The organism is Streptomyces sp. NPDC018964 (assembly GCF_044390325.1).
GTDB lineage: Bacteria > Actinomycetota > Actinomycetes > Streptomycetales > Streptomycetaceae > Streptomyces.
Genome location: NZ_JBIRYZ010000008.1, coordinates 199,739 through 223,330 on the forward strand (window position 1 = coordinate 199,739; position 23,592 = coordinate 223,330).

Genomic DNA, 23,592 nt, shown 5'->3' on the forward strand with positions numbered 1-23,592 from the left:
ATGGACCTCGAGACGTTCCGCAAGCTCGCCACCGACCGCCGGGTCATCCCGGTCACCCGCAAGCTCCTCGCCGACGGCGACACCCCGGTGGCGCTCTACCGCAAACTCGCCGCCGAACGCCCCGGCACCTTCCTGCTGGAGTCCGCCGAGAACGGCAGGTCCTGGTCCCGGTACTCCTTCATCGGGGTCCGCAGCGCCGCCGCCCTCACCGAACGCGACGGCCGGGCGCACTGGGAGGGCACCCCGCCCGTCGGCGTCCCCGTGGACGGCGACCCGCTCGCCGCGCTGCGCGCCACCCTGCAGACCCTGCACACCCCGCGCGACCTCGCCCACGACCTGGGTCTGCCGCCCTTCACCGGCGGCCTGGTCGGCTACCTCGGCTACGACATCGTGCGCCGCCTGGAGAAGGTCGGCCCCGGCGGGCGGGACGACCTGAGGCTCCCCGAGCTGACCATGCTGCTCACCAGCGACCTCGCCGTCATGGACCACTGGGAGGGCGCCGTCTGGCTGATCGCCAACGCGATCAACCACAACGACCTGGAGACCGGAGTTGACGAGGCGTACGCCGACGCCGTGGCCCGGCTCGACGCCATGGAGGCCGACCTCACCCGCGCGGTGGCCCAGCCGCCCGCCGTGCTGCCGCCCTCCGAACTGCCCGAGTACACCGAGCTGTGGGGCGGCCCCGACTTCCGGCGGGCCGTGGAGGACATCAAGGAACGCATCCGCGCGGGGGAGGCCTTCCAGGTCGTCCCCTCCCAGCGGTTCGAGACGCCGTGCACGGCGAGCGCCCTCGACGTCTACCGGGTGCTGCGGACCACCAATCCGTCCCCGTACATGTACCTGTTCCGCTTCGACGGCTTCGACGTCGTCGGCTCGTCCCCCGAGGCGCTGGTGAAGGTCGAGGACGGGCGGGCCATGGTCCACCCCATCGCCGGCACCCGGCACCGCGGCGCCACCCCGCGGGAGGACCAGGCCCTCGGCGACGAACTGCTCGCCGATCCCAAGGAGCGCGCGGAGCACCTGATGCTCGTCGACCTCGGGCGCAACGACCTCGGACGGGTCTGCGAACCAGGCTCCGTCGAGGTCGTCGACTTCATGTCCGTCGAGCGGTACTCGCACGTCATGCACATCGTCTCGACGGTCACCGGCCGCGTCGCCGCCGGCCGCACCGCGTTCGACGTGCTCACCGCCTGCTTCCCGGCCGGCACGCTCTCCGGCGCGCCCAAGCCCCGCGCGCTGCAGATCATCGACGAACTCGAACCGTCCCGGCGCGGGCTGTACGGCGGCTGCGTCGGCTACCTCGACTTCGCCGGCGACTCCGACACCGCGATCGCGATCCGTACCGCCCTGCTGCGGGACGGCACCGCGTACGTGCAGGCCGGAGCGGGGATCGTGGCCGACTCCGACCCGGCCGCGGAGGACACCGAGTGCCGCAACAAGGCGGCGGCGGTACTGCGCGCGGTGCACACCGCGAACCGGCTGGGAACTCCCTGAGCGGCGTCCGAGGCGAACCCCGGGTGCCGGTTCGCCCGGGGTTCAGGCGATAGTGGATGACGTGACTGCTGTACCTACCCCCCGTTCCGAGGCCGTCGGCTCCGCCCGCAGCGGCCGCCTCAGCCTCGCCGTCGCCCTGCTGAGCGGCGCCCTGGGCGCGGCCGTGGCCCTGCTCGCCACCCGGCAGCAGTGGTCGGAGGGCACCGCCACGGTGGCCGGCGGCGCGTTCCCCCTGACCGCGAAGGGCAGCGACGTGACGGGCGTGCCCGCCGCCCTGGCCGTCGTGGGGCTGGCGGCGCTGGTCGCGGTGTTCGCCGTGCGCCGGGCCGGCCGCCTCGCCGTCGCGGCGCTGCTGGCGCTGTCGGGGGCGGGCACGGTGGCGGCGGCGCTGTTCGGGGCGTCGGACAGCGGGGCGCTCGACGAGAAGGCGGCCCAGGCGTCGGGCGACACGTCGGCGACCGTGGGGGCCCTGAGCCACACCGCGTGGCCGTACGTGGCCGCCGTGGGCGGTGTCCTGCTGCTGCTGGCCGGCCTGCTCGCCCTGCGCTACGGCCGCCTCTGGCCGGCCATGTCCGGCCGCTACGAACGGGGCGGCACGCCGCGCCCGCGCCACAGGCCCGCCTCCGTCGACCCCGACCGCCCGGAGGACCTCTGGAAGGCCCTGGACCGGGGCGAGGACCCGACGGGCGCCTGACACGCCCCTGACCTGACCACGGACAACCGCACCGCCGGGCCGACGCCCCCGTAGCTGCGGGCAGTCGTGCCTCCCCCAGTGCCTTAAGGGCCTGGGAGGTACCCCCAGGGCGGCACGGGTGGGCGCAGCGGCACCCCGTGGTCGCCGGGCTGCACCCCCCACCCCCGGCCCACCGATGCAGGCGCACACCTGTTCGGCGCCTCGGCGTAAACGGGGTGCCTCCCCAGAGGGAGATCCCCACCCCACCCGTGCCGCCCTGCGGCGCGGTACCCCCGCTCACCCTCGGCGCGCGGGTGCGGGACAATGAGACCGAGCGTCTGCTCAGACACGTACACAGCAACGAGGAGCAAGCAATGGCGGGCAGCAGCCACGGTCACACCCCGGCCGCCTGGACCGGTGTCATCATCGCCTTCATCGGCTTCTGCGCCGGCGGCGCCTTCATGGTGATGGACCAGCCCGTGGGCTTCTGGGCGAGCATGGGCGTCGTCCTCCTCGGCGGTGTCGTCGGCGCCGTCATGCGCGCGATGGGCATGGGCCAGCCGAAGAGCAACCACCCCGTGCACCAGGTCACCGGCGACCGCACGCCGGCCCGCGCCGAGGGCTGAACACCGCGGAGCACTCCGCACGGGGGCGGGCCCGGCACGGTGCCGGAGCCGCCCCCGAGCCGCGTCCGGGGCACAATGCACGGCGTGAACACTCCCACCCCCGGCGCGCCCCCCGGCCGGGCCGCCCGGCTGGCCGTCCCCGCCGGGCTGCTCGCCGCCGCCACCGGGGCCTTCGCCTACGTCGGGACCGTGGACCCCAACGAGCCCGGCCACTACCCCGCCTGCCCGCTGCTGCGCCTCACCGGCCTGTACTGCCCCGGCTGCGGCGGACTGCGCAGCGCGCACGCCGTCGTCCACGGCGACCTCCCGGCCGCCCTCCAGGCCAACGCGCCCGCCGTCCTCGGCTACGCCGTCTGCGCCGTGCTGTGGACCGTCTGGGTGGTCCGCGCGGTGCGCGGCGGGCCGCCGCCGCGGATCGACCCGCCGCCGGTGCTCCTGTGGTCCCTGGGAGCGCTGCTGCTGGCTTTCACGGTGGTCCGGAACCTGCCGTTCGGTGGCTGGCTGCATCCTTGACCGGACCGGCCGCCTCCTCGACCGGCGGGCGGAGGCCCGGGACGCAGGCGTCTCCCGCCCGAACCGCCCGACCGCCCGAACCGCGCGAAGCAGGTCCGGGGGCCGGGGGAGGGGCCGGACCCGGCCTGGATGCGAGGCATGCGTCCCACTGCGGATACCATCGCAGTGACCAGTGAGGACCGACCGTCAGGAAGGGGGCCGCTCGCGTGAGTGTGCTCGACGAGATCATCGAGGGAGTCCGTGCCGACCTCGCGGAGCGGCAGGCGCGCGTCAGCCTCGACGAGCTCAAGGAGCGTGCGGCGAAGGCCCCCGCGGCCAAGGACGGCGCGGCCGCCCTGCGCGGCGACGGCGTCAAGGTGATCTGCGAGGTCAAGCGCTCCAGCCCGTCCAAGGGCGCGCTGGCCGCGATCGCGGACCCGGCGGGACTCGCCGCCGACTACGAGGCGGGCGGCGCGGCCGTCATCTCCGTCCTCACCGAACAGCGCCGCTTCGGCGGCTCGCTGGCCGACCTGGAGGCCGTCCGCGCGCGCGTGGACATCCCCGTGCTGCGCAAGGACTTCATCGTCACGTCGTACCAGCTCTGGGAGGCCCGCGCGTACGGCGCCGACCTCGCGCTGCTGATCGTCGCGGCCCTCGACCAGCCGGCCCTGGAGTCGCTGATCGAGCGCGCCCAGTCCATCGGTCTCACCCCGCTCGTCGAGGTGCACGACGAGGACGAGGTCGAGCGCGCGGTCGACGCCGGCGCCAAGGTCATCGGCGTCAACGCCCGCAACCTCAAGACCCTCGAGGTCGACCGCGGCACCTTCGAGCGGGTCGCCCCCGAGATCCCCGACACCCTGGTCAAGGTCGCCGAGTCCGGCGTCCGCGGGCCGCACGACCTCATCGCCTACGCCAACGCCGGTGCCGACGCCGTCCTGGTCGGCGAGTCCCTGGTCACCGGCAAGGACCCGAAGACGGCCGTCTCCGACCTGGTGGCGGCGGGCGAACACCCGGCCCTCCGCCACGGCCGCGGCTGATCCACCGGTAGGCTGGCCCCGATGGCCCTTTCGCTGACCCCGGCCCGGGACCCGTACGCCCGCCTCGCGCGCGGCTGCCGGCCCCGCGGCTGCCGTGCCCCCGCCCGCCGGGTCCACGGCCGCAGGGTCCGCTACGTCATCGGCGACGAGCCGGGACAAGTGAACGGGCGGCGATGGCAGCGCGCCCCCTAGGGGCGCGGGGAACTGCGCGACAAGCCACCGACGGCCCGCAGCGGCCGGACGGACCCCCGCCCCACGGCGAAACGTGCCCGACACACACTCACCGTGAGGTACACGCATGCCCAGCACCTTCTTCATCCCCGACCCGGAGGGACGCACCCCGAGCCCCGAGGGCTACTTCGGCGCCTTCGGCGGCAAGTTCATCCCCGAGGCCCTCGTCGCCGCCGTCGACGAGGTCGCCGTCGAGTACGACAAGGCCAAGTCCGACCCCGAGTTCGCCCGGGAACTCGACGACCTCCTGGCCCACTACACCGGCCGCCCCAGCGCGCTCACCGAGGTCCCCCGCTTCGCCGAACACGCAGGCGGAGCAAGGATCTTCCTCAAGCGCGAGGACCTGAACCACACCGGCTCCCACAAGATCAACAACGTGCTCGGCCAGGCCCTGCTCACCAAGCGCATGGGCAAGACCCGCGTCATCGCCGAGACCGGCGCCGGCCAGCACGGCGTGGCCACCGCCACCGCCTGCGCCCTCTTCGGCCTCGAGTGCACGATCTACATGGGCGAGATCGACACGCGGCGCCAGGCGCTCAACGTGGCCCGGATGCGGATGCTCGGCGCCGAGGTCATCGCCGTGAAGTCCGGCAGCCGCACCCTGAAGGACGCCATCAACGAGGCGTTCCGCGACTGGGTCGCCAACGTCGACCGCACCCATTACCTCTTCGGCACCGTCGCCGGACCGCACCCCTTCCCGGCGATGGTGCGCGACTTCCACCGCGTCATCGGCGTCGAGGCCCGCCGCCAGCTCCTGGAGCGCGCCGGACGCCTGCCCGACGCCGCGATCGCCTGCGTCGGCGGCGGCTCCAACGCCATCGGCCTCTTCCACGCCTTCATCCCGGACACCGGCGTACGCCTCATCGGCTGCGAGCCCGCCGGACACGGCATCGACAGCGGCGAGCACGCGGCCACCCTCACCGCGGGCGAGCCCGGCATCCTGCACGGCTCCCGGTCGTACGTCCTCCAGGACGACGAGGGCCAGATCACCGAGCCGTACTCGATCTCGGCCGGCCTGGACTACCCGGGCATCGGGCCCGAGCACTCCTACCTCAAGGACAGCGGCCGCGGCGAGTACCGCGCGGTCACCGACGACGCCGCCATGCAGGCCCTGCGCCTGCTGTCGCGCACCGAGGGCATCATCCCGGCCATCGAGAGCGCCCACGCCCTCGCCGGCGCCCTGGAGGTCGGCAGGGAGCTGGGCGAGGACGGGCTGATCGTGGTCAACCTGTCCGGCCGCGGCGACAAGGACATGGACACCGCCGCCCGCTACTTCGGGCTGTACGACACCGACGCCGAGGTCGCCGCCGACGAGGCCGGCACCGCCGAGATCGAGGGGGACGCCAAGTGAGCGGGAACGTACGGCTGCTGGACGACACCCTCGCCGCGGCGAAGGCCGAGGGACGCTCCGCCCTCATCGCCTACCTCCCGGCCGGGTTCCCCACCGTGGACGGCGGCATCCAGGCCGTCAAGGCCGCCCTGGACGGCGGCGCCGACGTCGTGGAGGTGGGTCTGCCGCACAGCGACCCGGTCCTGGACGGCCCGGTCATCCAGACCGCCGACGACATCGCCCTGCGCGGCGGCGTGAGGATCGCCGACGTGATGCGCACGGTCCGCGAGGCGCACGCCGCCACCGGCAAGCCGATCCTCGTCATGACCTACTGGAACCCCATCGACCGCTACGGCGTGGAGCGGTTCACCGCCGAGCTCGCCGAGGCGGGCGGCGCCGGGTGCATCCTGCCCGACCTGCCCGTGCAGGAGTCGGCGCTGTGGCGGGAGCACGCGGAGAAGCACGGGCTCGCCACGGTCTTCGTGGTCGCGCCCAGCAGCAAGGACGAGCGGCTCGCCGAGATCACCGCGGCCGGCAGCGGCTTCGTCTACGCCGCCTCCCTGATGGGCGTCACCGGCACCCGCGAGTCGGTCGGCGCGCAGGCCGAGGACCTGGTGCGGCGCACCCGCGCCACCACCGACCTCCCGGTCTGCGTCGGCCTCGGCGTCTCCAACGCCGCCCAGGCCGCCGAGGTCGCCGGCTTCGCCGACGGCGTGATCGTCGGTTCCGCCTTCGTCAAGCGGATGCTGGACGCCCCCGACGACGCGGCCGGCGTCGAGGCCGTGCGCTCCCTCGCCGGTGACCTGGCCAAGGGGGTACGCCGGCAGGCGTGACCGACCGGGGTGTCCGCGGGTAGTCATACGGGTCCCTCGTACGGGTGGACCTGGGACCGGGGAGGCGCTGTGCGCCTCCCCGGTTCGTTCTGCGGGGTGTGAGCGAGAAGAACCGTGAGGGAAAGCGCACCGCCCGGGAGCGGATGGCGGTCGAGCGTGAGAAGCAGAGGACGGCGGAGAAGCGGCGCCGCGCCCTGATCGTGGGCGCGAGCGTGCTCTGCGTCCTGGGACTCGCGGCGGTGATCGGCGTCGTCGCCGCCAACTCGGGCGGGGACGACGGGAGCGAGGCGGCCGGCCCCGTCGTGGCGCCCTCCGGGGCCCTGGGCAAGGACGGCCTCGCCATCCCGGTCGGCAAGGAGAGCGCCAAGGCCACCCTCGAGGTGTGGGAGGACTTCCGCTGCCCGGCCTGCAAGGTCTTCGAGAAGAACTACAGCCCCGTCATCAACGAGCTGACCGACTCCGGCCGGCTGAAGGTGGAGTACCACCTGGTCACGCTGATCGACAACGGCATGGGCGGCACGGGCTCCCGCAACGCGGCCAACGCCGCCGCCTGTGCCCAGGACGCCGGGAAGTTCGCCGCCTACCACGACGTCCTGTTCGAGAACCAGCCGATGGAGAGCGACGACGCCTTCGCCGACGACGACAGGCTGATCGAACTGGCCGGCAAGGTCGACGGACTCGACACCCCCGCCTTCCGCACCTGCGTCGAGGACGGCACGCACAACAGCTGGGTCGGCAAGTCCCACGAGGCGTTCCAGAAGGGCTCCTTCACCGGCACGCCGACGGTGATGTACGAGGGCAAGAACATCAACCAGGACCGCTCGATGACCCCCGAGAAGTTCAAGCGGATGGTCGAGGAGGCCACCGAGGGACAGTGACGCCCCGGACCGGCCGGCCGGCGGCCCTGTTATGGAGCCGTAGCCGGACCGCCTGCCGTGCGGCCGGTCGGGCACGGTAGCGTCGGCCCTGCCATGAAACTTGCCTACATTCCCAGCCCGTCGAGCGGAGTGCTGTACCTCGGCCCCGTTCCGCTGCGCGGCTACGCGTTCTGCATCATCATCGGCGTCTTCGTTGCCGTCTGGCTCGGCAACAAGCGCTGGATCGCCCGGGGCGGGCGGGCCGGCACGGTGGCCGACATCGCTGTCTGGGCCGTGCCCTTCGGTCTGATCGGCGGTCGGCTCTACCACGTGATCACGGACTACCAGCTGTACTTCAGCGAGGGCCGTGACTGGGTGGACGCCTTCAAGATCTGGGAGGGCGGCCTCGGCATCTGGGGTGCGATCGCCCTCGGCGCGCTGGGTGCCTGGATCGGCTGCCGGCGCCGTGGCATCCCGCTGCCCGCCTACGCCGACGCCATCGCGCCGGGCATCGCCTTCGCCCAGGCGATCGGACGCTGGGGCAACTGGTTCAACCAGGAGCTGTACGGGCGGCCCACCGAGGTGCCGTGGGCCGTGGAGATCACGTCCTCCGCCGCCGGGCGGGAGCCGGGCACGTACCACCCGACGTTCCTGTACGAGTCGCTGTGGTGCGTCGGTGTGGCGGTGCTGGTGATCTGGGCGGACCGGCGGTTCAAGCTCGGGCACGGGCGGGCGTTCGCGCTGTACGTCGCCGGGTACTGCGCGGGGCGGTTCTGGATCGAGTACATGCGGGTCGACGAGGCGCACCACATCCTCGGGCTGCGGCTGAACAACTGGACGGCGCTCCTGGTGTTCCTGCTGGCGGTGCTGTACATCGTGCTGTCGGTGCGGAAGCGGCCGGGGCGGGAGGACGTGGTGGAGCCGGGGGCCTCCGGCGGTGAGGGTGCCTCCGGCGGTGAGGCGGATGGGGCCGAGGGCGACTCCGTCGAGGGCGTGGAGAAGAAGGACGAGGGCGAGTCGTCGGACGCGGGCGAGGACGCCAAGTCGGACGCGGGCGAGGACGCCAAGTCGGACGCGGGCGAGGACGCCAAGGACGGGGCCGGGTCGGCGAAGAAGAGCTGACGGTTCGCTGTACGGCACCGAGGGCGTCCGGGTTTTCCGGGCGCCCTCGGTCTGTGCTGCTCGGGGGGTGTTGCGCAGCCCGGCGTTTGCGGGGTGCCGTCGCGCCCACCCGTGCCGCCCTGCGGCACGACTGCCCGCGGATTGCGGGGGTGGGGCGGCACGACTGCCCGTGGATTGCGCGGCACGCGGCTGCCCGCGGGTTGCGGGGGCGTCCGCCGTTTATGAGCGGGTCAGGGTCTGGTGGTCAGGGAGAGGGTTCTCTGGGCTGCTTTTACCACTGCCGTGTCGATGAAGGTGCCGTCGGGGAGGGCCTGGGCGCCCTGGGTTATCGCCGCTGCCTTCACGACCGTCTCCGCCTGTTCGATCTCCTCCTCCGTGGGGAGGTAGGCGCGTTCGATGACCGGGAGCTGGCGGGGGTGGATCGCGGCGCGGCCCAGGAAGCCCAGGGCGCGGCCGTGGGCGCAGGAGGCCGCCAGGCCGTCCAGGTCGCGGATGTCGGGGTGGACGGACTGGGCGGGCGGGGCGAGGCCCGCCGCCCGCGCGGCGACGACCACCCGGGAGCGGGACCAGTCGAGGCCCGCGTCGTCGCGTACGCCCAGGTCGGCCCGTAGGTCCGCCTCCCCGATGGCGATCCCGCGCAGGGACGGGTGGGCGGTGGCCACGGCGTGGGCGCGTTCGATGCCGAGGGCCGTCTCCAGCAGGGCGTACAGGGGCGGTGAGCCGCCGTGGGCGGACACGGCGCGCCGGGCGACGCGCACCACGTCGGACGGGGACGACACCTTGGGCAGGCGCAGGCCGGACAGACCGGGGGCGGTCGCGACGGCCGCGAGGTCGGCGCGGGCCCACGGGCCGGACAGGGCGTTGACGCGGACGTGGACCGGGACCGGCTGGGGGTCGCGCAGCAGCTCGGCGGTGGCGGAGCGGGCGTAGGCCTTGCGGCCGGGGGCGACCGCGTCCTCCAGGTCGATCACCACCACGTCGGCGCCGGAGGCGAGCGCCTTCGCCACCACGGGAGGACGGTCGCCGGGGGCGTACAGCCAGGTCAGCGGGAACCCCCTCACAGGGCGCCCTCCGCGCGGAGCTTCGCGAGGTCGTCGGGGGTGAGGCCCAGCCCGGTCAGGACCTCCTCGGTGTCCGCGCCGTGCGGGCGGCCCGCCCAGCGGATCGCACCCGGGGTGCCGGAGAGCCGGAAGAGCACGTTCTGCATGCGCAGCGGGCCCAGCTCGGGGTCGTCGACCGTGGTGATCGTGCCCAGGGCCTGGTACTGCGGGTCCGTCATCACGTCCCGTACGTCCTGGACGGGGGCGACCGCCGCCTCCGCCTTCTCGAAGGCGGCCAGCACGTCGGTGCGGGTGTGCCGGGCGATCCAGCCGCCGACCGCCTCGTCCAGCACGTCCGCGTGCCGGGCCCGGCCCGCGCCGGTGGCGAACCAGGGCTCGTCGATCAGGTCGGGACGGCCCACCAGCACCATCACGCGCTCGGCGATCGACTGGGCCGAGGTGGAGACCGCGACCCAGGTGCCGTCGGCGGTGAGGTACGTGCCGCGCGGCGCGTTGTTCTGGGAGCGGTTGCCGGTGCGGGGCTGGACGTGGCCCAGCTGGTCGTACCAGGTCGGCTGGGGGCCGAGCACGGTGAGGATCGGCTCGATCAGCGCCATGTCGACGACCTGGCCCTCTCCCGTGCGGTCCCGGCCGGCGAGCGCGGTCATGACCGCGTACGCCGTGGCCAGGCCCGCGATGGAATCCGCCAGGCCGAACGGCGGAAGGGTGGGCGGGGCGTCCGGTTCGCCGGTGATCGCGGCGAAGCCGCTCATCGCCTCGGCGAGGGTGCCGAAGCCCGGCCGGTGCGCGTACGGGCCGAACTGGCCGAAGCCGGTGACCCGGGCCAGGATCAGCCGGGGGTTGACGGCGGACAGCTCGGGCCAGCCCAGGTCCCACTTCTCCAGGGTGCCGGGCCGGAAGTTCTCGATGACGACGTCGGCGGTCCCGGCGAGGCGCAGGAGGGTGGTCCGGCCGCCGGGGGTGGACAGGTCGAGGGTGATGGTGCGCTTGTTGCGGCCGAGCACCTTCCACCACAGGCCGATGCCGTCCTTCGACGGGCCGTGGCCACGGGAGGGGTCGGGTTTCCTCGGATGCTCCACCTTGACGACCTCCGCGCCGAAGTCGCCGAGCAGGGTCGCGGCGAGGGGTCCGGCGAAGAGGGTGGCGAGGTCCAGGACGCGCAGGCCGGTCAGCGGGGGATCGGCGGGGGTGGGACTGGTCATGGGCGGGTGGCCTCCAGGTGGGTCAGTCGGGCCAGGGTGTCGAAGCCGGTGCCGTGGAAGTCGCCGACGGAGGTGGCCAGGCGGTTCTTCAGCGGGACCGTCCAGCGTTCGGGGAGCGCGCGGGGCGAACCGGCGAGGAGGGCGGCGATGCCGCCGGCCGTGGCGCCGTTGGAATCGGTGTCCCAGCCGCCGGACACCGCGCGGCGGATCGAGCCGCTGAAGTCGCCGTCGGCGTGGGTGAGGGCGGCGGCGATCAGGGCGGTGTTGGGGACGGCGTGCACCCAGTGGTGGGTGGCGGCGTAGGTGTCGTGCAGGACGTCGACGACGGTGTCGAAGTCGGTGTGCTCGTGCGCGAGCCGCACGGCCCGGCGGACGGCCCGGGCGAGCCGGGAACGGGGCGGGACGACGGTGAGGCCGGTGCGCAGACAGGCGTGGACGTCGTGGTCGCCGGTGGCGGCGGTGGCGATGACGGCCGCCGTGAACATCGCTGCGTAGACGCCGTTGGCGGTGTGGGTGAGGGTGGCGTCGCGGTGGGCCTGCTCGGCGGCGGCGGCCGGGTCGCCGGGGTTGGTCCAGCCGTGCACGTCGGCGCGGATCAGGGCGCCGATCCACTCGCGGAAGGGGTTGTGGTGGCGGGCGGTCAGCGGGGGTTCCAGGCCGCTGAGGAGGTTGCGGTAGGCGACGCGTTCGGCGGTGAAGGTACGCCCTGCGGGGAGTTCGTCGAGCCAGACGCGGGCCACGTCGGTGGGGGTGAAGGCGCGGCCGTGGCGTTGGAGGACGAGGAGGTTCAGGAGGGGGTAGTTGAGGTCGTCGTCCTCGGGCATGCCGTCGATGTTCTCGGCGAGGGAGGTCGTCGCGGAGCGGCGGTTCCAGGGGTACCTGGCCAGGAGGTCCTCGGGGACGCCGTGGGCGGTGAAGTAGGAGGTCAGGGGCCAGTTGCCGGCGGCTCGGGCGAGTTGTCGGATGCCGGTGAGGGGGAGTTTCTCCACCGGTTTGCCCAGGAGGCAGCCGACTGCTCTGCCGAGCCAGGCGGCTTCCAGGGCGGCCGGGTGCGCCGCTCGGGGGTTCGTCGCACGGCCCGGCGCCTGCGGGGTGCCTTCCCTGGTGCCTGAACGGCCCGGGAGGTGCTCCCGTCGCCCGCCCTCCCCCGCTCCCGGCTCCGCTCGAGCGGGGGGACCCTCCTCGCCCCGGGCGGCACGGCTGCCCGCGGCGGGCGGCCAGTCGGGGCACAGGGACTTGATCCTGGCCAGGTCGGTGGGTTCGTCGTCCGCCAAGGCGCTGGGGAGGTCGGCGAGTTCGTCGAGGAGATCGGTGGCCAGGAGGCGGAGGTAGGGCGAGGCGGGGGTGGGGGAGGCGCCCGCGGCCAGGGGGGCCTCGGGGCCGCCCGCGGCACGCCAGCGGGCGGCGACGGCGGAGGGCTCGCGCCCGTCCTGGGACGCCTGGCGCAGTTCGTGGCCGATCAGGTCCTCCGGCTGGACCCAGGTCAGTCGGAGCATTCCGCGGCTCCCCCCGCCAACTCGGCGAACGCCCGCTCGTGGGCGCGGCGGCGGTCCACGTCGCGCGCGAAGATCTCGCGGGTCACGGCGGTGAGGGCGGCCGCCGGTTCCCACAGGTCGAGGCGGCTGGCCTCCGCCACCGTCTTGGCCCAGTCCTCGGGGACCGGCGAGCCGAGCGCGCCGGCCACCGCGCCGGCCATCGTGGCGATGGAGTCGCAGTCGCGGCCGTAGTTCACCGCGCCCAGGACCGCGTGCCGGAAGTCGCCGCCGGCCACCACCAGCATGCCCAGCGCGACCGGGAGTTCCTCGACGGCGTGCAGCCGGGACGGGCGGCGGGCGCCCAGGGAGGGGGAGCGGTAGTCGGGGCCGACCGTGTCGTACGGCGCCACCGCCTCCCGCAGCGGACCCAGCGCCGACTCGAAGTCCGTGTACCGCGAGGCGACGTCGCAGACCTTCTCGATCGCCTCCCGCGTGCCGTCCTTCGCCGACGACAGACACGCGGCGACGACCGAGTCCGCCGTCGCGCCCGGCGCGCACGCCGCCGCCACGGCCGCCGCGAGGACACCGGCCGCCTCCCTGCCGTACGACGACTGGTGCGCGCCCGCGACGTCCAGCGCCTCGGCGTAGGCGGCGGCCGGGTGGGCGGCGTTGACCAGGCCGACCGGGGCCATGTACATCGCGGCACCGCAGTTGACGATGTTGCCGGTGCCGGCCTCGCGCGGGTCGACGTGGCCGTAGTGCAGGCGGGCCACGAGCCACTTCTCGGCGAGGAAGATCCGCTGCAACGGGAGCGCCTCCGCCTCCAGCTCCGGGATCCAGCGCGGGTTCGTCATCAGGTCCGGGACCAGGTGGTCGGCGACGGCGTAGGCGTCCAGGTGGTCGCGGACCGTCGCGTACACCCGGACCAGTGCGTGGGTCATCAGGGTGTCGTCGGTGACGTGGCCGTCGCCCTTGTGGTACGGCGCGATGGGGCGGGCGGTGCGCCACGCGTCGCCGTTCCACGGGCCGACGACGCCGTGCACGCGGCCGCCGTGGCGTTCGGCGATCTGCTCGGGGGAGTACCCCTCGACCGGCCCGCCGAGGGCGTCGCCGACGGCCGCTCCGACGAGGGCGCCGGTGATCCGTTCGTCCAGGGGCAGACCTCGGTCGCTGTTTTCTGTGCCTTCGCGCGTCATGCCCGAATCATCCCCCTGTGGGGGCCGGTTGTGCGGCTTCCAGGAGTCCGGCGAGTTCCACCAGGTCCGTGCCGGTGAGCCGGGGGAGTACGCAGCCGGAGAGGGTGCGGCAGCTCTCCCTCCAGGACGCCGGGATCGCCGCGCCGCCGCCCAGCGCGCCGGTGAGGGCGCCGACGAGCGCCGGGGCGGAGTCCGCGACCCGGGACAGGCAGGCCGCCGCGGGGACCGCTTCCGCGATCCGGCCGTGGGCGGCGGTGGTGAGGGCGAGGGCGACGGGGACGGTCTCGGCGGCGGCCACACCGTAGCTGTAGACGTGGTCGACGATCTGGTGCTCCAGCGGTGGTACGAGGGTGAAGGCGCTGTCGGCGTCCGCCGCGAGCTTCAGGGCGTGCCGGGCGTTGCGGCCGATCTCCGTGTCCTCGGGCAGCTCGGCGCAGGCCGCCGCCACGCAGGCGTGCGGGGCCGCGCCGGTCAGCGCGAGGGAGACGGCGGCGGCCATGGCGCGGGCACCGTGCACGCCGTCGCCGTCCTGGGTGTAGCGGGCGTCGAACTCGGCGAGGTCGGCGGCGGCCCGTGGGTCGCCGGGGTGGGCCACGGCCAGGACGCAGGCGCGGACGCAGGCGGCGTCGTCGAAGTAGTGCGGGTTGTCGTGGCCGGTGGCGGGCGGGCGCAGGCCGGCGGCGAGGTTGCCGAGGCCGGCGCGGACGGAGATGCGGGCGCGCAGGGGAAGTACGGCGGACTCCGTCTCGGGGGCGCGGTCCGCGGCCGCGGCGATCTCACCGGCGACCGTGTTCCAGGTCAGGTCGATCGCCGCGCGGGTGCGGCGTTCCCGGCTCAGGTCGCCGAAGGCGGCGTCGTCCCCGGCGCGCAGGACGGCCTCCGCGGCGAAGGCCGCCCATTCCGCGTCGTCGGAGGGGCCCAGGCGGAGGGGTTCGGAGGGCTGGTTGAGGGCGATGGGGACGGGGAGGGTGGTCGTCGCGTTCTGTTCGGCGAAGGTGTCCAGTTCGCGGGTGAGGCGTCTGGTCCACTCGGGCATCCGTGCCGCCCGGTGGCGGGCGGCCGGCCAGCCGGCGGCGTCGCCCGCGGCGAGGCCGAGGAGGAGGCCCTCGATTCTCGCCCGCGGCGCGGTCTCGACGACCTCGGTCTGTGCCCGCGGCGGTCGGGTGGGGCTTTCGGCCTCGGCCGCGCCTTCGGCCGCGCCTTCGGCCCGGATGTTCCCGCCCGTACCACCCGTGCGGCGTTCGTCGTCGTCGGGTGCGGGTGGCCCTTGTGGGGTCGTCTCGTCGTCGGCGGTCGCGGGTGGCCCTTGTGGGGTGCTCTTCGCGTCGGTGGCCGCGGGTGGGGCCGGTGGGGTGCTCCTCGCGTCGGCCGGTGCGGGTGGGGTGCTCTCCGTGCCGGCGGGTTGTGTCTCGGTCAGAGGGATCATCTGGGCGCCTCCGGCGTCAGCAGGTCCGCGATCTCCAGGACGTGGTGGCCCGCCATGGTCGGGAGGCAGGTGCCGCGGGCCGGGGTGATGGCGGACGACCAGGCCCGTGGGATCGCCGCGGCGCCCCGGGTCGCGCCCGCCAGGGCGCCGGCCACCGCCGCCGTGGTGTCCGCGTCGCGGCCCATGTTGACGGCCGTCAGCACCGCCTGTGCGAAGTCGCCGTCGGCCGCCGCGTACGCGCCGAAGGCGAGGGCGACCGCCTCCGGGGCGAGGTCGGTCCACGGGTAGCCGCCGATCACCACCGCCGCACGGACCGCGCGTTCGCCCAGGTGGGCGGCGGTGACGGCGCGGCGCAGCGAGCGGGCGGTCCAGGAGTCGTCCGGGACGACCGCCAGGGCCGAGGCCACCACCGCGACCACCGGCGCCCCGGCCATCGCCGCCGCGACGCCCGCCGCGACCGCCTGGCCGCCGTAGATGCCCTCGCCGTCGTGGCTGACCGAGCCGTCGATCGCCGCCAGCCGGGCCGCCTCGTCGGGACGGCCGGCCGCGAACACCCCGTGGGGCGCCGCCCGCATCGCCAGCCCGTCGCTCCAGGCGTGCCGGTGCTGGGCGGAGATCGGCGCCGCCAGTCCCCGGCGCAGGTTCTCCAGCGTGCCGCGCTCGCTGAAGCCGGCGCCCCGGAAGGGGCCCTCCGCGCGGTCGGCGATCTGTTCGTGCCAGGCCGCCTCGACGTGCGCCGGGGTGAGGGCGGAGCCGTGCCGGGCCAGCAGCAGGCCCGAGAAGATCGCGTACTCGGTGTCGTCCGTGCCCGCCGGGTGCTCCGTCACGTATCCCGTGACGCGGCCCCACCGCGCGCGGATCTCGGAGGGCTTCATGTTCTCGGCCGGGGCGCCCAGCGCGTCACCGACGGCCAGGCCGAGCAGCGCGCCGCGCGCCCGCTCGCGGCGCCCGAGGGTGTCCCCGGGCGCTGGGACGGAGGGGATGCGGGTGGTCGACACCATGCGCGGCTCTCCTCTCAGGTGCGCCCCGAGAGGCGCGGAGCCCTTTGCGGATCTGTCCCCGGTGCGGTGCCCGGCACAGCATCACGGGGCTCAGCATCACCCGGTCGACATCTGCGCGCCCTTCTACACAAACGAGCGAAATCCGCAAAACCGCAGGTTAGCCCAGCCTTTCCTTGCTGGCGGGAGGGAATGGGAAGGCATACATTGGGTGTTGTCAAAGAATAGAACTTGTCCAAAGAGGATTATGGGGGACACCGGCATGGCCATCATCGAGACCGAGGCGACGCTGCACGAGGCGCACCGCGACAACCACACGCACCGGGACGTGAACGGCGGCTGGCTGCGCCCCGCGGTGTTCGGCGCGATGGACGGACTGGTCTCCAACCTCGCCCTGATGACCGGCGTCGCCGGCGGCACGGCCGGTCAGCAGACCATCGTGCTCACCGGCCTCGCGGGCCTCGCCGCCGGCGCCTTCTCCATGGCGGCCGGCGAGTACACCTCCGTCGCCTCCCAGCGCGAGCTGGTCGAGGCCGAGCTCGACGTCGAGCGGCGCGAGCTGCGCAAGCACCCCCAGGACGAGGAGGCCGAGCTCGCCGCGCTCTACCAGGCCCGTGGCGTCGAGCCCCGGCTGGCCCGCGAGGTCGCCCGGCAGCTGTCCAGGGACCCCGAGCAGGCGCTGGAGATCCACGCCCGCGAGGAACTCGGCATCGACCCCTCCGACCTGCCCTCACCCACCGTCGCCGCCGTCTCCAGCTTCGGCTCCTTCGCACTGGGCGCCCTGCTGCCCGTACTGCCCTATCTGCTCGGCGCGAGCAGCCTGTGGCCCGCCGTGCTGCTGGCGCTGCTCGGGCTCTTCCTGTGCGGCGCGGTGGTGGCCAAGGTGACGGCGCGGAGCTGGTGGTACAGCGGCCTGCGGCAGCTCGCCCTCGGTGGCGCGGCGGCCGGTGTGACGTACGCCCTGGGCACGCTGTTCGGAACGGCCGTAGGATGATGCGACTCGCACTTATGCGTTGGGCCGCATAAGTAGTCGTTACTTGTTGGTTTCGGCCGCATGACCACTGGGCATGAGCCGTAAGCGCTGCGGCAAAGAGGCCGACGGCGCGCCCCCGCGGGGCGGGCGAAGAAGCCCTTTCCCGCCATCGGACCGACGGACACCGATCTGTCCGCCCCGGTCCCCATAGCCTCCACCGCCAGGCGCGGAATCCCGCCGCGACCCATGTGGTGTCCGCATGCTGGAACGGAATATCCCGGTTCACGAGAACCGCTCCATCATGTAACCTGCACGAAATTTCGCACCACGCAGAGGGCCAGCGTCGTCCCTCGGCACCTTGCACATGCCACATGACGACGACGGGAGAGCCGATGCGTACGCCGCGCCAGCCGTCCCAGCACTCCACGAACGACCGCCTGAACTGGTCGTTCATGGATGCTCGCCCTGCTGCGCAGGGTATGTACGACCCCCGCAACGAGCACGACGCCTGCGGCGTCGGCTTCGTCGCCACCCTCACCGGCGAGGCGTCCCACGCTCTGGTCGAGCAGGCCCTGACGGTCCTGCGCAACCTCGAACACCGTGGTGCCACCGGCTCCGAGCCGGACTCCGGCGACGGCGCCGGAATCCTCTCCCAGGTGCCCGACGCCTTCTTCCGCGAGGTGGCCGGATTCGACCTGCCCGAGGCCGGCGGTTACGCCGTCGGTATCGCCTTCCTGCCGGAGGACGGCACCGACGCCGCCGTCGCCCGCATCGAGGAGATCGCCGCCGCCGAGGACCTGACCGTCCTCGGCTGGCGCGAGGTGCCGGTCGCGCCCGAACTGCTCGGCGCCACCGCCCGCTCGACGATGCCGCTCTTCCGGCAGATCTTCGTCACCGCCGGCGAGCTCAAGGGCATCGACCTCGACCGCAAGGCGTTCGTCCTGCGCAAGCGCGCCGAGCGCGAGGTGGGCGTCTATTTCCCCTCGCTGTCCGCGCGGACCATCGTCTACAAGGGCATGCTGACCACCGGCCAGCTCGAGCCCTTCTTCCCGGACCTGTCCGACCGCCGCTTCGGCTCCGCGATCGCGCTCGTGCACTCCCGGTTCTCCACGAACACCTTCCCCTCGTGGCCGCTCGCACACCCCTACCGCTTCGTCGCGCACAACGGTGAGATCAACACCGTCAAGGGCAACCGCAACTGGATGCGCGCCCGCGAGTCCCAGCTCGTCTCCGACCTGTTCGGTGGCGAGAACGAGAACCTCGAGCGGATCTTCCCGGTCTGCACCCCCGACGCCTCCGACTCCGCCTCCTTCGACGAGGTCCTGGAGCTCCTGCACCTGGGCGGCCGCTCGCTGCCGCACTCCGTGCTGATGATGATCCCGGAGGCGTGGGAGAACCACGACTCCATGGACCCGGCCCGGCGCGCCTTCTACCAGTACCACTCCACGATGATGGAGCCCTGGGACGGCCCCGCCTGCGTCACCTTCACCGACGGCACCCAGGTCGGCGCCGTGCTCGACCGCAACGGCCTGCGCCCCGGCCGCTACTGGGTCACCGACGACGGCCTGGTCGTCCTCGGCTCCGAGGTCGGCGTCCTCGACATCGACCCGGCGAAGGTCGTCCGCAAGGGCCGCCTCCAGCCCGGCCGCATGTTCCTGGTGGACACCGCCGAGCACCGCATCATCGAGGACGACGAGATCAAGGCCGCCCTCGCCGCCGAGCACCCCTACGCGGAGTGGCTCGAGGCCGGCGAGATCGAGCTGCACGACCTGCCCGAGCGCGAGCACATCGTGCACACCCACGCCTCGGTCACCCGCCGCCAGCAGACCTTCGGCTACACCGAGGAGGAACTGCGCGTCCTGATCGCGCCGATGGCCAAGGCCGGCGCCGAGCCGATCGGCTCGATGGGCACCGACTCGCCCATCGCCGCGCTGAGCGAGCGCCCGCGGCTGCTCTTCGACTACTTCACCCAGCTGTTCGCGCAGGTCACCAACCCGCCGCTGGACGCGATCCGCGAGGAACTGGTCACCTCCCTGCGCTCCTCGCTGGGCCCGCAGGGCAACCTGCTGGAGCCGACCGCCGCGACGTGCCGCAGCGTCACCCTGCCCTTCCCGGTGATCGACAACGACGAGCTGGCCAAGCTCATCCACATCAACGCCGACGGCGACATGCCCGGTTTCAAGGCCGCGACCCTCTCCGGCCTGTACCGGGTCTCCGGCGGCGGTGACGCGCTCGCCACACGCATCGAGGACATCTGCGCCGAGGCCGACGCCGCCATAGAGAACGGCGCCCGCCTGATCGTCCTGTCCGACCGGCACTCCGACGCCGAGCACGCGCCGATCCCGTCGCTGCTGCTCACCGCGGCCGTCCACCACCACCTCATCCGCACCAAGCAGCGCACCCAGGTGGGCCTGCTGGTCGAGGCCGGCGACGTCCGCGAGGTCCACCACGTCGCCCTGCTCATCGGCTACGGCGCCGCCGCCGTCAACCCGTACCTGGCGATGGAGTCCGTCGAGGACCTGGTCCGCGCGGGCACGTTCCTGCCGGACATCGAGCCCGAGAAGGCCATCCGCAACCTCATCCACGCCCTCGGCAAGGGCGTCCTGAAGGTCATGTCCAAGATGGGCATCTCCACGGTCGCCTCCTACCGTGGCGCCCAGGTCTTCGAGGCCGTCGGCCTCGAGGACGCCTTCGTGGAGAAGTACTTCAACGGCACCGCCACCAAGATCGGCGGCGTCGGCATCGACGTCGTCGCCCAGGAGGTCGCCGCCCGCCACGCCAAGGCCTACCCCGCCTCCGGCATCGCCCCCGCGCACCGCGCGCTGGAGATCGGCGGCGAGTACCAGTGGCGCCGCGAGGGCGAGCCGCACCTGTTCGACCCGGAGACGGTCTTCCGCCTCCAGCACTCCACGCGCTCCGGCCGCTACGACATCTTCAAGAAGTACACCGAGCGGGTGAACGAGCAGTCCGAGCGCCTGATGACGCTCCGCGGCCTGTTCGGCTTCACGTCCGACCGGCAGCCGATCCCGGTCGACGAGGTCGAGCCGGTCTCCGAGATCGTCAAGCGGTTCTCGACGGGCGCCATGTCGTACGGCTCCATCTCCCGCGAGGCGCACGAGACCCTCGCCATCGCCATGAACCAGCTGGGCGGCAAGTCCAACACCGGTGAGGGCGGCGAGGACCCGGAGCGGCTGTACGACCCGGCCCGCCGCTCCTCCATCAAGCAGGTCGCCTCCGGCCGCTTCGGCGTGACCTCCGAGTACCTGGTCAACTCCGACGACATCCAGATCAAGATGGCCCAGGGCGCCAAGCCCGGCGAGGGCGGCCAGCTGCCCGGCCACAAGGTCTACCCGTGGGTGGCGAAGACCCGGCACTCGACGCCGGGCGTGGGCCTCATCTCCCCGCCGCCGCACCACGACATCTACTCCATCGAGGACCTCGCCCAGCTCATCCACGACCTGAAGAACGCCAACCCCCAGGCGCGCATCCACGTCAAGCTGGTCTCCGAGGTCGGCGTCGGCACCGTCGCCGCGGGCGTCTCCAAGGCACACGCGGACGTCGTCCTGATCTCCGGTCACGACGGTGGCACGGGCGCCTCCCCGCTCACCTCGCTGAAGCACGCCGGCGGCCCCTGGGAGCTCGGCCTCGCCGAGACCCAGCAGACCCTGCTGCTCAACGGCCTGCGCGACCGGATCGTCGTCCAGACCGACGGGCAGCTCAAGACCGGCCGTGACGTGGTCATCGCCGCGCTGCTCGGCGCCGAGGAGTTCGGCTTCGCCACCGCCCCGCTGGTCGTCTCCGGCTGCGTCATGATGCGCGTCTGCCACCTGGACACCTGCCCGGTCGGCATCGCCACCCAGAACCCCGTCCTGCGGGACCGGTTCTCCGGCAAGGCCGAGTACATCGTGAACTTCTTCAAGTTCATCGCCGAAGAGGTCCGCGAGCTCCTCGCCGAGCTGGGCTTCCGCTCCATCGAGGAGGCCGTCGGCCACGCCGAGGTGCTCGACGTGACCCGCGCGGTGAACCACTGGAAGGCCCAGGGCCTGGAACTGGCCCCGCTGTTCCACGTGCCCGAGCTGCCCGAGGGCGCCGCCCGCCACCAGGTCGTCGCCCAGGACCACGGCCTGGAGAAGGCGCTCGACAACGAGCTGATCAAGCTCGCCGCCGACGCCCTCGCCGCGTCCGGCGCCGAGGACGCCCAGCCGGTGCGCGCCCAGGTCGCCATCCGCAACATCAACCGCACGGTCGGCACCATGCTCGGCCACGAGGTGACGAAGAAGTTCGGCGGCGCGGGCCTGCCCGACGACACCATCGACATCACCTTCACCGGCTCCGCGGGCCAGTCCTTCGGCGCCTTCGTCCCGCGCGGTGTCACACTGCGCCTGGAGGGCGACGCCAACGACTACGTCGGCAAGGGCCTGTCCGGCGGCCGGATCGTGGTCCGCCCGGACCGCGCGGCCGACCACCTCGCCGAGTACTCCACCATCGCGGGCAACACGATCGCGTACGGCGCGACCGGCGGCGAACTGTTCCTGCGCGGCCGGACCGGCGAGCGGTTCTGCGTCCGCAACTCCGGCGCGCTGGTCGTCTCCGAGGGCGTGGGCGACCACGGCTGCGAGTACATGACCGGCGGTCACGCGGTCGTCCTCGGCGAGACGGGGCGCAACTTCGCGGCCGGCATGTCCGGCGGCATCGCCTACGTCATCGACCTCGACCGCGACAACGTCAACGCCGGCAACCTGGACGCCGTCCAGGAGCTGGACGAGGCCGACGCGCAGTGGCTGCACGACGTGGTCCGCCGCCACCAGGAGGAGACGGGCTCCACCGTCGCCGGGAAGCTGCTCGCCGACTGGGACACCGCCGTGCGGCGCTTCAGCAAGATCATCCCCCGTACGTACAAGGCAGTGCTCGCCGCCAAGGACGCCGCCGAGCGAGCCGGTCTGACCGAGACCGAGATCACCGAGAAGATGATGGAGGCGGCGATCAATGGCTGACCCGAAGGGCTTTTTGAACCACGGCCGCGAGGTCGCCAGGTCCCGCCCGGTCGAGGAGCGCAAGAAGGACTGGAACGAGGTCTACGTCCCCGGCTCCCTGCTGCCGATCATCAGCAAGCAGGCCAGCCGCTGCATGGACTGCGGCATCCCCTTCTGCCACAACGGCTGTCCGCTGGGCAACCTCATCCCCGAGTGGAACGACTACGCCTACCGCGAGGACTGGGGCGCCGCCTCCGAGCGGCTGCACGCCACCAACAACTTCCCGGAGTTCACCGGCCGCCTGTGCCCGGCTCCGTGCGAGTCGGCGTGCGTGCTCGGCATCAACCAGCCGCCGGTCACCATCAAGAACGTCGAGGTCTCGATCATCGACAAGGCGTGGGAGACCGGTGACGTCGCCCCGCAGATCCCCGAGCGCCTCTCCGGCAAGACCGTCGCCGTCGTCGGCTCCGGTCCCGCGGGCCTGGCCGCCGCCCAGCAGCTCACCCGGGCCGGCCACACGGTCGCGGTGTACGAGCGCGCCGACCGCATCGGCGGCCTGCTGCGCTACGGCATCCCCGAGTTCAAGATGGAGAAGCGGCACATCAACCGCCGCATCGAGCAGATGCGCGCGGAGGGCACCAAGTTCCGCACCGGCGTGGAGATCGGCCGCGACATGCCGGCCACCGCGCTGCGCAAGCGGTACGACGCCGTGGTCCTCGCCGTCGGCGCGACGACCGCCCGCGACCTGCCGGTGCCGGGCCGCGAGCTCAAGGGCATCCACCAGGCCATGGAGTACCTGCCGCTGGCCAACAAGGTGCAGGAGGGCGACTACGTCGCCCCGCCGATCTCGGCCGAGGGCAAGCACGTCGTGGTGATCGGCGGCGGTGACACCGGCGCCGACTGCGTGGGCACCGCCCACCGCCAGGGCGCGGCCTCCGTCACCCAGCTGGAGATCATGCCCCGCCCCAACGAGGAGCGGGACCCGGCCTCCCAGCCGTGGCCGACCTTCCCCATGCTCTACAAGGTCACCTCCGCGCACGAGGAGGGCGGTGAGCGGGTCTACTCCGTCTCCACCACCCACTTCGAGGGCGACGAGGACGGCAACGTCCAGTGGCTGCACCTGAGCGAGGTCGAGTTCGTCGACGGCAGGCTCACCCCGAAGCCGGGCACCGAGCGCAAGATCCCGGCCCAGCTGGTCACCCTCGCCATGGGCTTCACCGGCACCGACCGGGACAACGGCCTGGTCGAGCAGTTCGGCCTGGACCTCGACGAGCGCGGTAACATCGCCCGCGACGCCGACTTCCAGACCAACGTGCCCGGCGTGTTCGTCGCCGGTGACGCCGGCCGCGGCCAGTCGCTCATCGTGTGGGCGATCGCGGAGGGCCGCTCGGCCGCCCGCGGCTGCGACCGCTTCCTCACCGGGGCGAGCGAACTGCCGGCCCCGATCCGCCCGACGGACCGCTCGCTGACGGTCTGACGAGCGGTGCACAAGGTGACCTGACGGTCCCCCACATGCGTCCCGTACAACGGCGTACGGAACACGCAGGCGGCGCCTGCCCGCCAGTCCCCGACCGGACGACTGGGCAGGCGCCT

Annotated in this window: 19 protein-coding genes; 13 read left to right on the forward strand and 6 right to left on the reverse strand. The window is 73.2% G+C overall.

The genetic code is table 11. The features are described 5' to 3' along the window. The 10 genes from ACH5AO_RS16175 (at position 1) to lgt (ending at position 8,695) form a co-directional block, all read left to right on the forward strand. Positions 1–1,494: an anthranilate synthase component I gene (locus ACH5AO_RS16175; RefSeq protein ID WP_398924958.1), complete on the forward strand. Its 1,494-nt coding sequence runs from the start codon at positions 1–3 to the stop codon at positions 1,492–1,494. A 52-nt stretch (positions 1,495–1,546) separates the two neighbouring features. Next, a complete protein-coding gene (locus tag ACH5AO_RS16180) occupies positions 1,547–2,188 on the forward strand; it encodes a TIGR02234 family membrane protein (protein WP_398924960.1) in 642 nt (213 codons plus the stop codon). Positions 2,189–2,541: 353 nt separating this feature from the next. Beyond that, the gene (locus ACH5AO_RS16185; protein ID WP_398924962.1) at positions 2,542–2,793 is read left to right on the forward strand and encodes an HGxxPAAW family protein; all 252 of its coding nucleotides are present in this window, start codon (positions 2,542–2,544) and stop codon (positions 2,791–2,793) included. Positions 2,794–2,868: 75 nt separating this feature from the next. Beyond that, positions 2,869–3,306: a DUF2752 domain-containing protein gene (locus tag ACH5AO_RS16190; RefSeq protein WP_398924964.1), complete on the forward strand. Its 438-nt coding sequence runs from the start codon at positions 2,869–2,871 to the stop codon at positions 3,304–3,306. 206 nt (positions 3,307–3,512) lie between these two features. Beyond that, positions 3,513–4,322: an indole-3-glycerol phosphate synthase TrpC gene (trpC, locus tag ACH5AO_RS16195; protein WP_366812750.1), complete on the forward strand. Its 810-nt coding sequence runs from the start codon at positions 3,513–3,515 to the stop codon at positions 4,320–4,322. 21 nt (positions 4,323–4,343) lie between these two features. Next, positions 4,344–4,514: a tryptophan biosynthesis modulator TrpM gene (trpM, locus tag ACH5AO_RS16200; protein ID WP_398924966.1), complete on the forward strand. Its 171-nt coding sequence runs from the start codon at positions 4,344–4,346 to the stop codon at positions 4,512–4,514. A 106-nt stretch (positions 4,515–4,620) separates the two neighbouring features. Beyond that, positions 4,621–5,904, forward strand: a complete 1,284-nt coding sequence (gene trpB, locus ACH5AO_RS16205) for a tryptophan synthase subunit beta (RefSeq protein WP_398924968.1) — start codon at positions 4,621–4,623, stop codon at positions 5,902–5,904. Continuing rightward, the gene (gene trpA / locus ACH5AO_RS16210; RefSeq protein WP_398924970.1) at positions 5,901–6,716 is read left to right on the forward strand and encodes a tryptophan synthase subunit alpha; all 816 of its coding nucleotides are present in this window, start codon (positions 5,901–5,903) and stop codon (positions 6,714–6,716) included. The genes trpB and trpA overlap by 4 nt, the downstream gene beginning before the upstream one ends. Before the next feature lie 98 nt (positions 6,717–6,814). Next, the gene (locus tag ACH5AO_RS16215) at positions 6,815–7,594 is read left to right on the forward strand and encodes a DsbA family protein (RefSeq protein WP_398924972.1); all 780 of its coding nucleotides are present in this window, start codon (positions 6,815–6,817) and stop codon (positions 7,592–7,594) included. Positions 7,595–7,687: 93 nt separating this feature from the next. Then, positions 7,688–8,695 carry a prolipoprotein diacylglyceryl transferase gene (lgt, locus tag ACH5AO_RS16220; RefSeq protein WP_398924974.1) on the forward strand — a complete coding sequence of 336 codons (1,008 nt, stop codon included), beginning with the start codon at positions 7,688–7,690 and terminating at the stop codon, positions 8,693–8,695. Between the two features lie 230 nt (positions 8,696–8,925). Here lgt and ACH5AO_RS16225 read toward each other — a convergent pair whose 3' ends face one another. From ACH5AO_RS16225 to ACH5AO_RS16250, 6 genes are read right to left on the reverse strand one after another with little or no spacing between them, the layout of a single operon-like run. Continuing rightward, entirely contained in the window at positions 8,926–9,756 is an 831-nt protein-coding gene (locus ACH5AO_RS16225; RefSeq protein WP_398924976.1) for an HpcH/HpaI aldolase/citrate lyase family protein, read from the reverse strand. Then, positions 9,753–10,958, reverse strand: coding sequence for a CaiB/BaiF CoA transferase family protein (locus ACH5AO_RS16230; protein ID WP_398924978.1), 1,206 nt, complete (start codon positions 10,956–10,958; stop codon positions 9,753–9,755). Before ACH5AO_RS16230 ends, ACH5AO_RS16225 begins: the two co-directional genes overlap by 4 nt. Continuing rightward, positions 10,955–12,454 carry an ADP-ribosylglycohydrolase family protein gene (locus ACH5AO_RS16235; RefSeq protein ID WP_398924981.1) on the reverse strand — a complete coding sequence of 500 codons (1,500 nt, stop codon included), beginning with the start codon at positions 12,452–12,454 and terminating at the stop codon, positions 10,955–10,957. Before ACH5AO_RS16235 ends, ACH5AO_RS16230 begins: the two co-directional genes overlap by 4 nt. Continuing rightward, positions 12,442–13,629, reverse strand: a complete 1,188-nt coding sequence (locus ACH5AO_RS16240; RefSeq protein WP_398924983.1) for an ADP-ribosylglycohydrolase family protein — start codon at positions 13,627–13,629, stop codon at positions 12,442–12,444. Before ACH5AO_RS16240 ends, ACH5AO_RS16235 begins: the two co-directional genes overlap by 13 nt. A gap of 7 nt (positions 13,630–13,636) precedes the next feature. Beyond that, positions 13,637–15,055 carry an ADP-ribosylglycohydrolase family protein gene (locus tag ACH5AO_RS16245; protein ID WP_398924985.1) on the reverse strand — a complete coding sequence of 473 codons (1,419 nt, stop codon included), beginning with the start codon at positions 15,053–15,055 and terminating at the stop codon, positions 13,637–13,639. Further along, the gene (locus tag ACH5AO_RS16250; RefSeq protein WP_398924987.1) at positions 15,052–16,056 is read right to left on the reverse strand and encodes an ADP-ribosylglycohydrolase family protein; all 1,005 of its coding nucleotides are present in this window, start codon (positions 16,054–16,056) and stop codon (positions 15,052–15,054) included. Before ACH5AO_RS16250 ends, ACH5AO_RS16245 begins: the two co-directional genes overlap by 4 nt. 259 nt (positions 16,057–16,315) lie before the next feature. On the opposite strand from ACH5AO_RS16250, the gene ACH5AO_RS16255 reads away from it, so the two are divergent. From ACH5AO_RS16255 to ACH5AO_RS16265, 3 genes are all read left to right on the forward strand, one after another. Next, positions 16,316–17,047 carry a VIT1/CCC1 transporter family protein gene (locus ACH5AO_RS16255; RefSeq protein WP_398924989.1) on the forward strand — a complete coding sequence of 244 codons (732 nt, stop codon included), beginning with the start codon at positions 16,316–16,318 and terminating at the stop codon, positions 17,045–17,047. Between the two features lie 371 nt (positions 17,048–17,418). Further along, complete coding sequence (gene gltB / locus ACH5AO_RS16260; RefSeq protein WP_398924991.1) at positions 17,419–22,020, forward strand: glutamate synthase large subunit; 4,602 nt, start codon at positions 17,419–17,421, stop codon at positions 22,018–22,020. After that, on the forward strand, positions 22,013–23,476 hold the full coding sequence (locus tag ACH5AO_RS16265) for a glutamate synthase subunit beta (RefSeq protein WP_398924993.1): 1,464 nt from the start codon (positions 22,013–22,015) through the stop codon (positions 23,474–23,476). The genes gltB and ACH5AO_RS16265 overlap by 8 nt, the downstream gene beginning before the upstream one ends. The last annotated feature ends 116 nt before the right edge of the window (positions 23,477–23,592 follow it).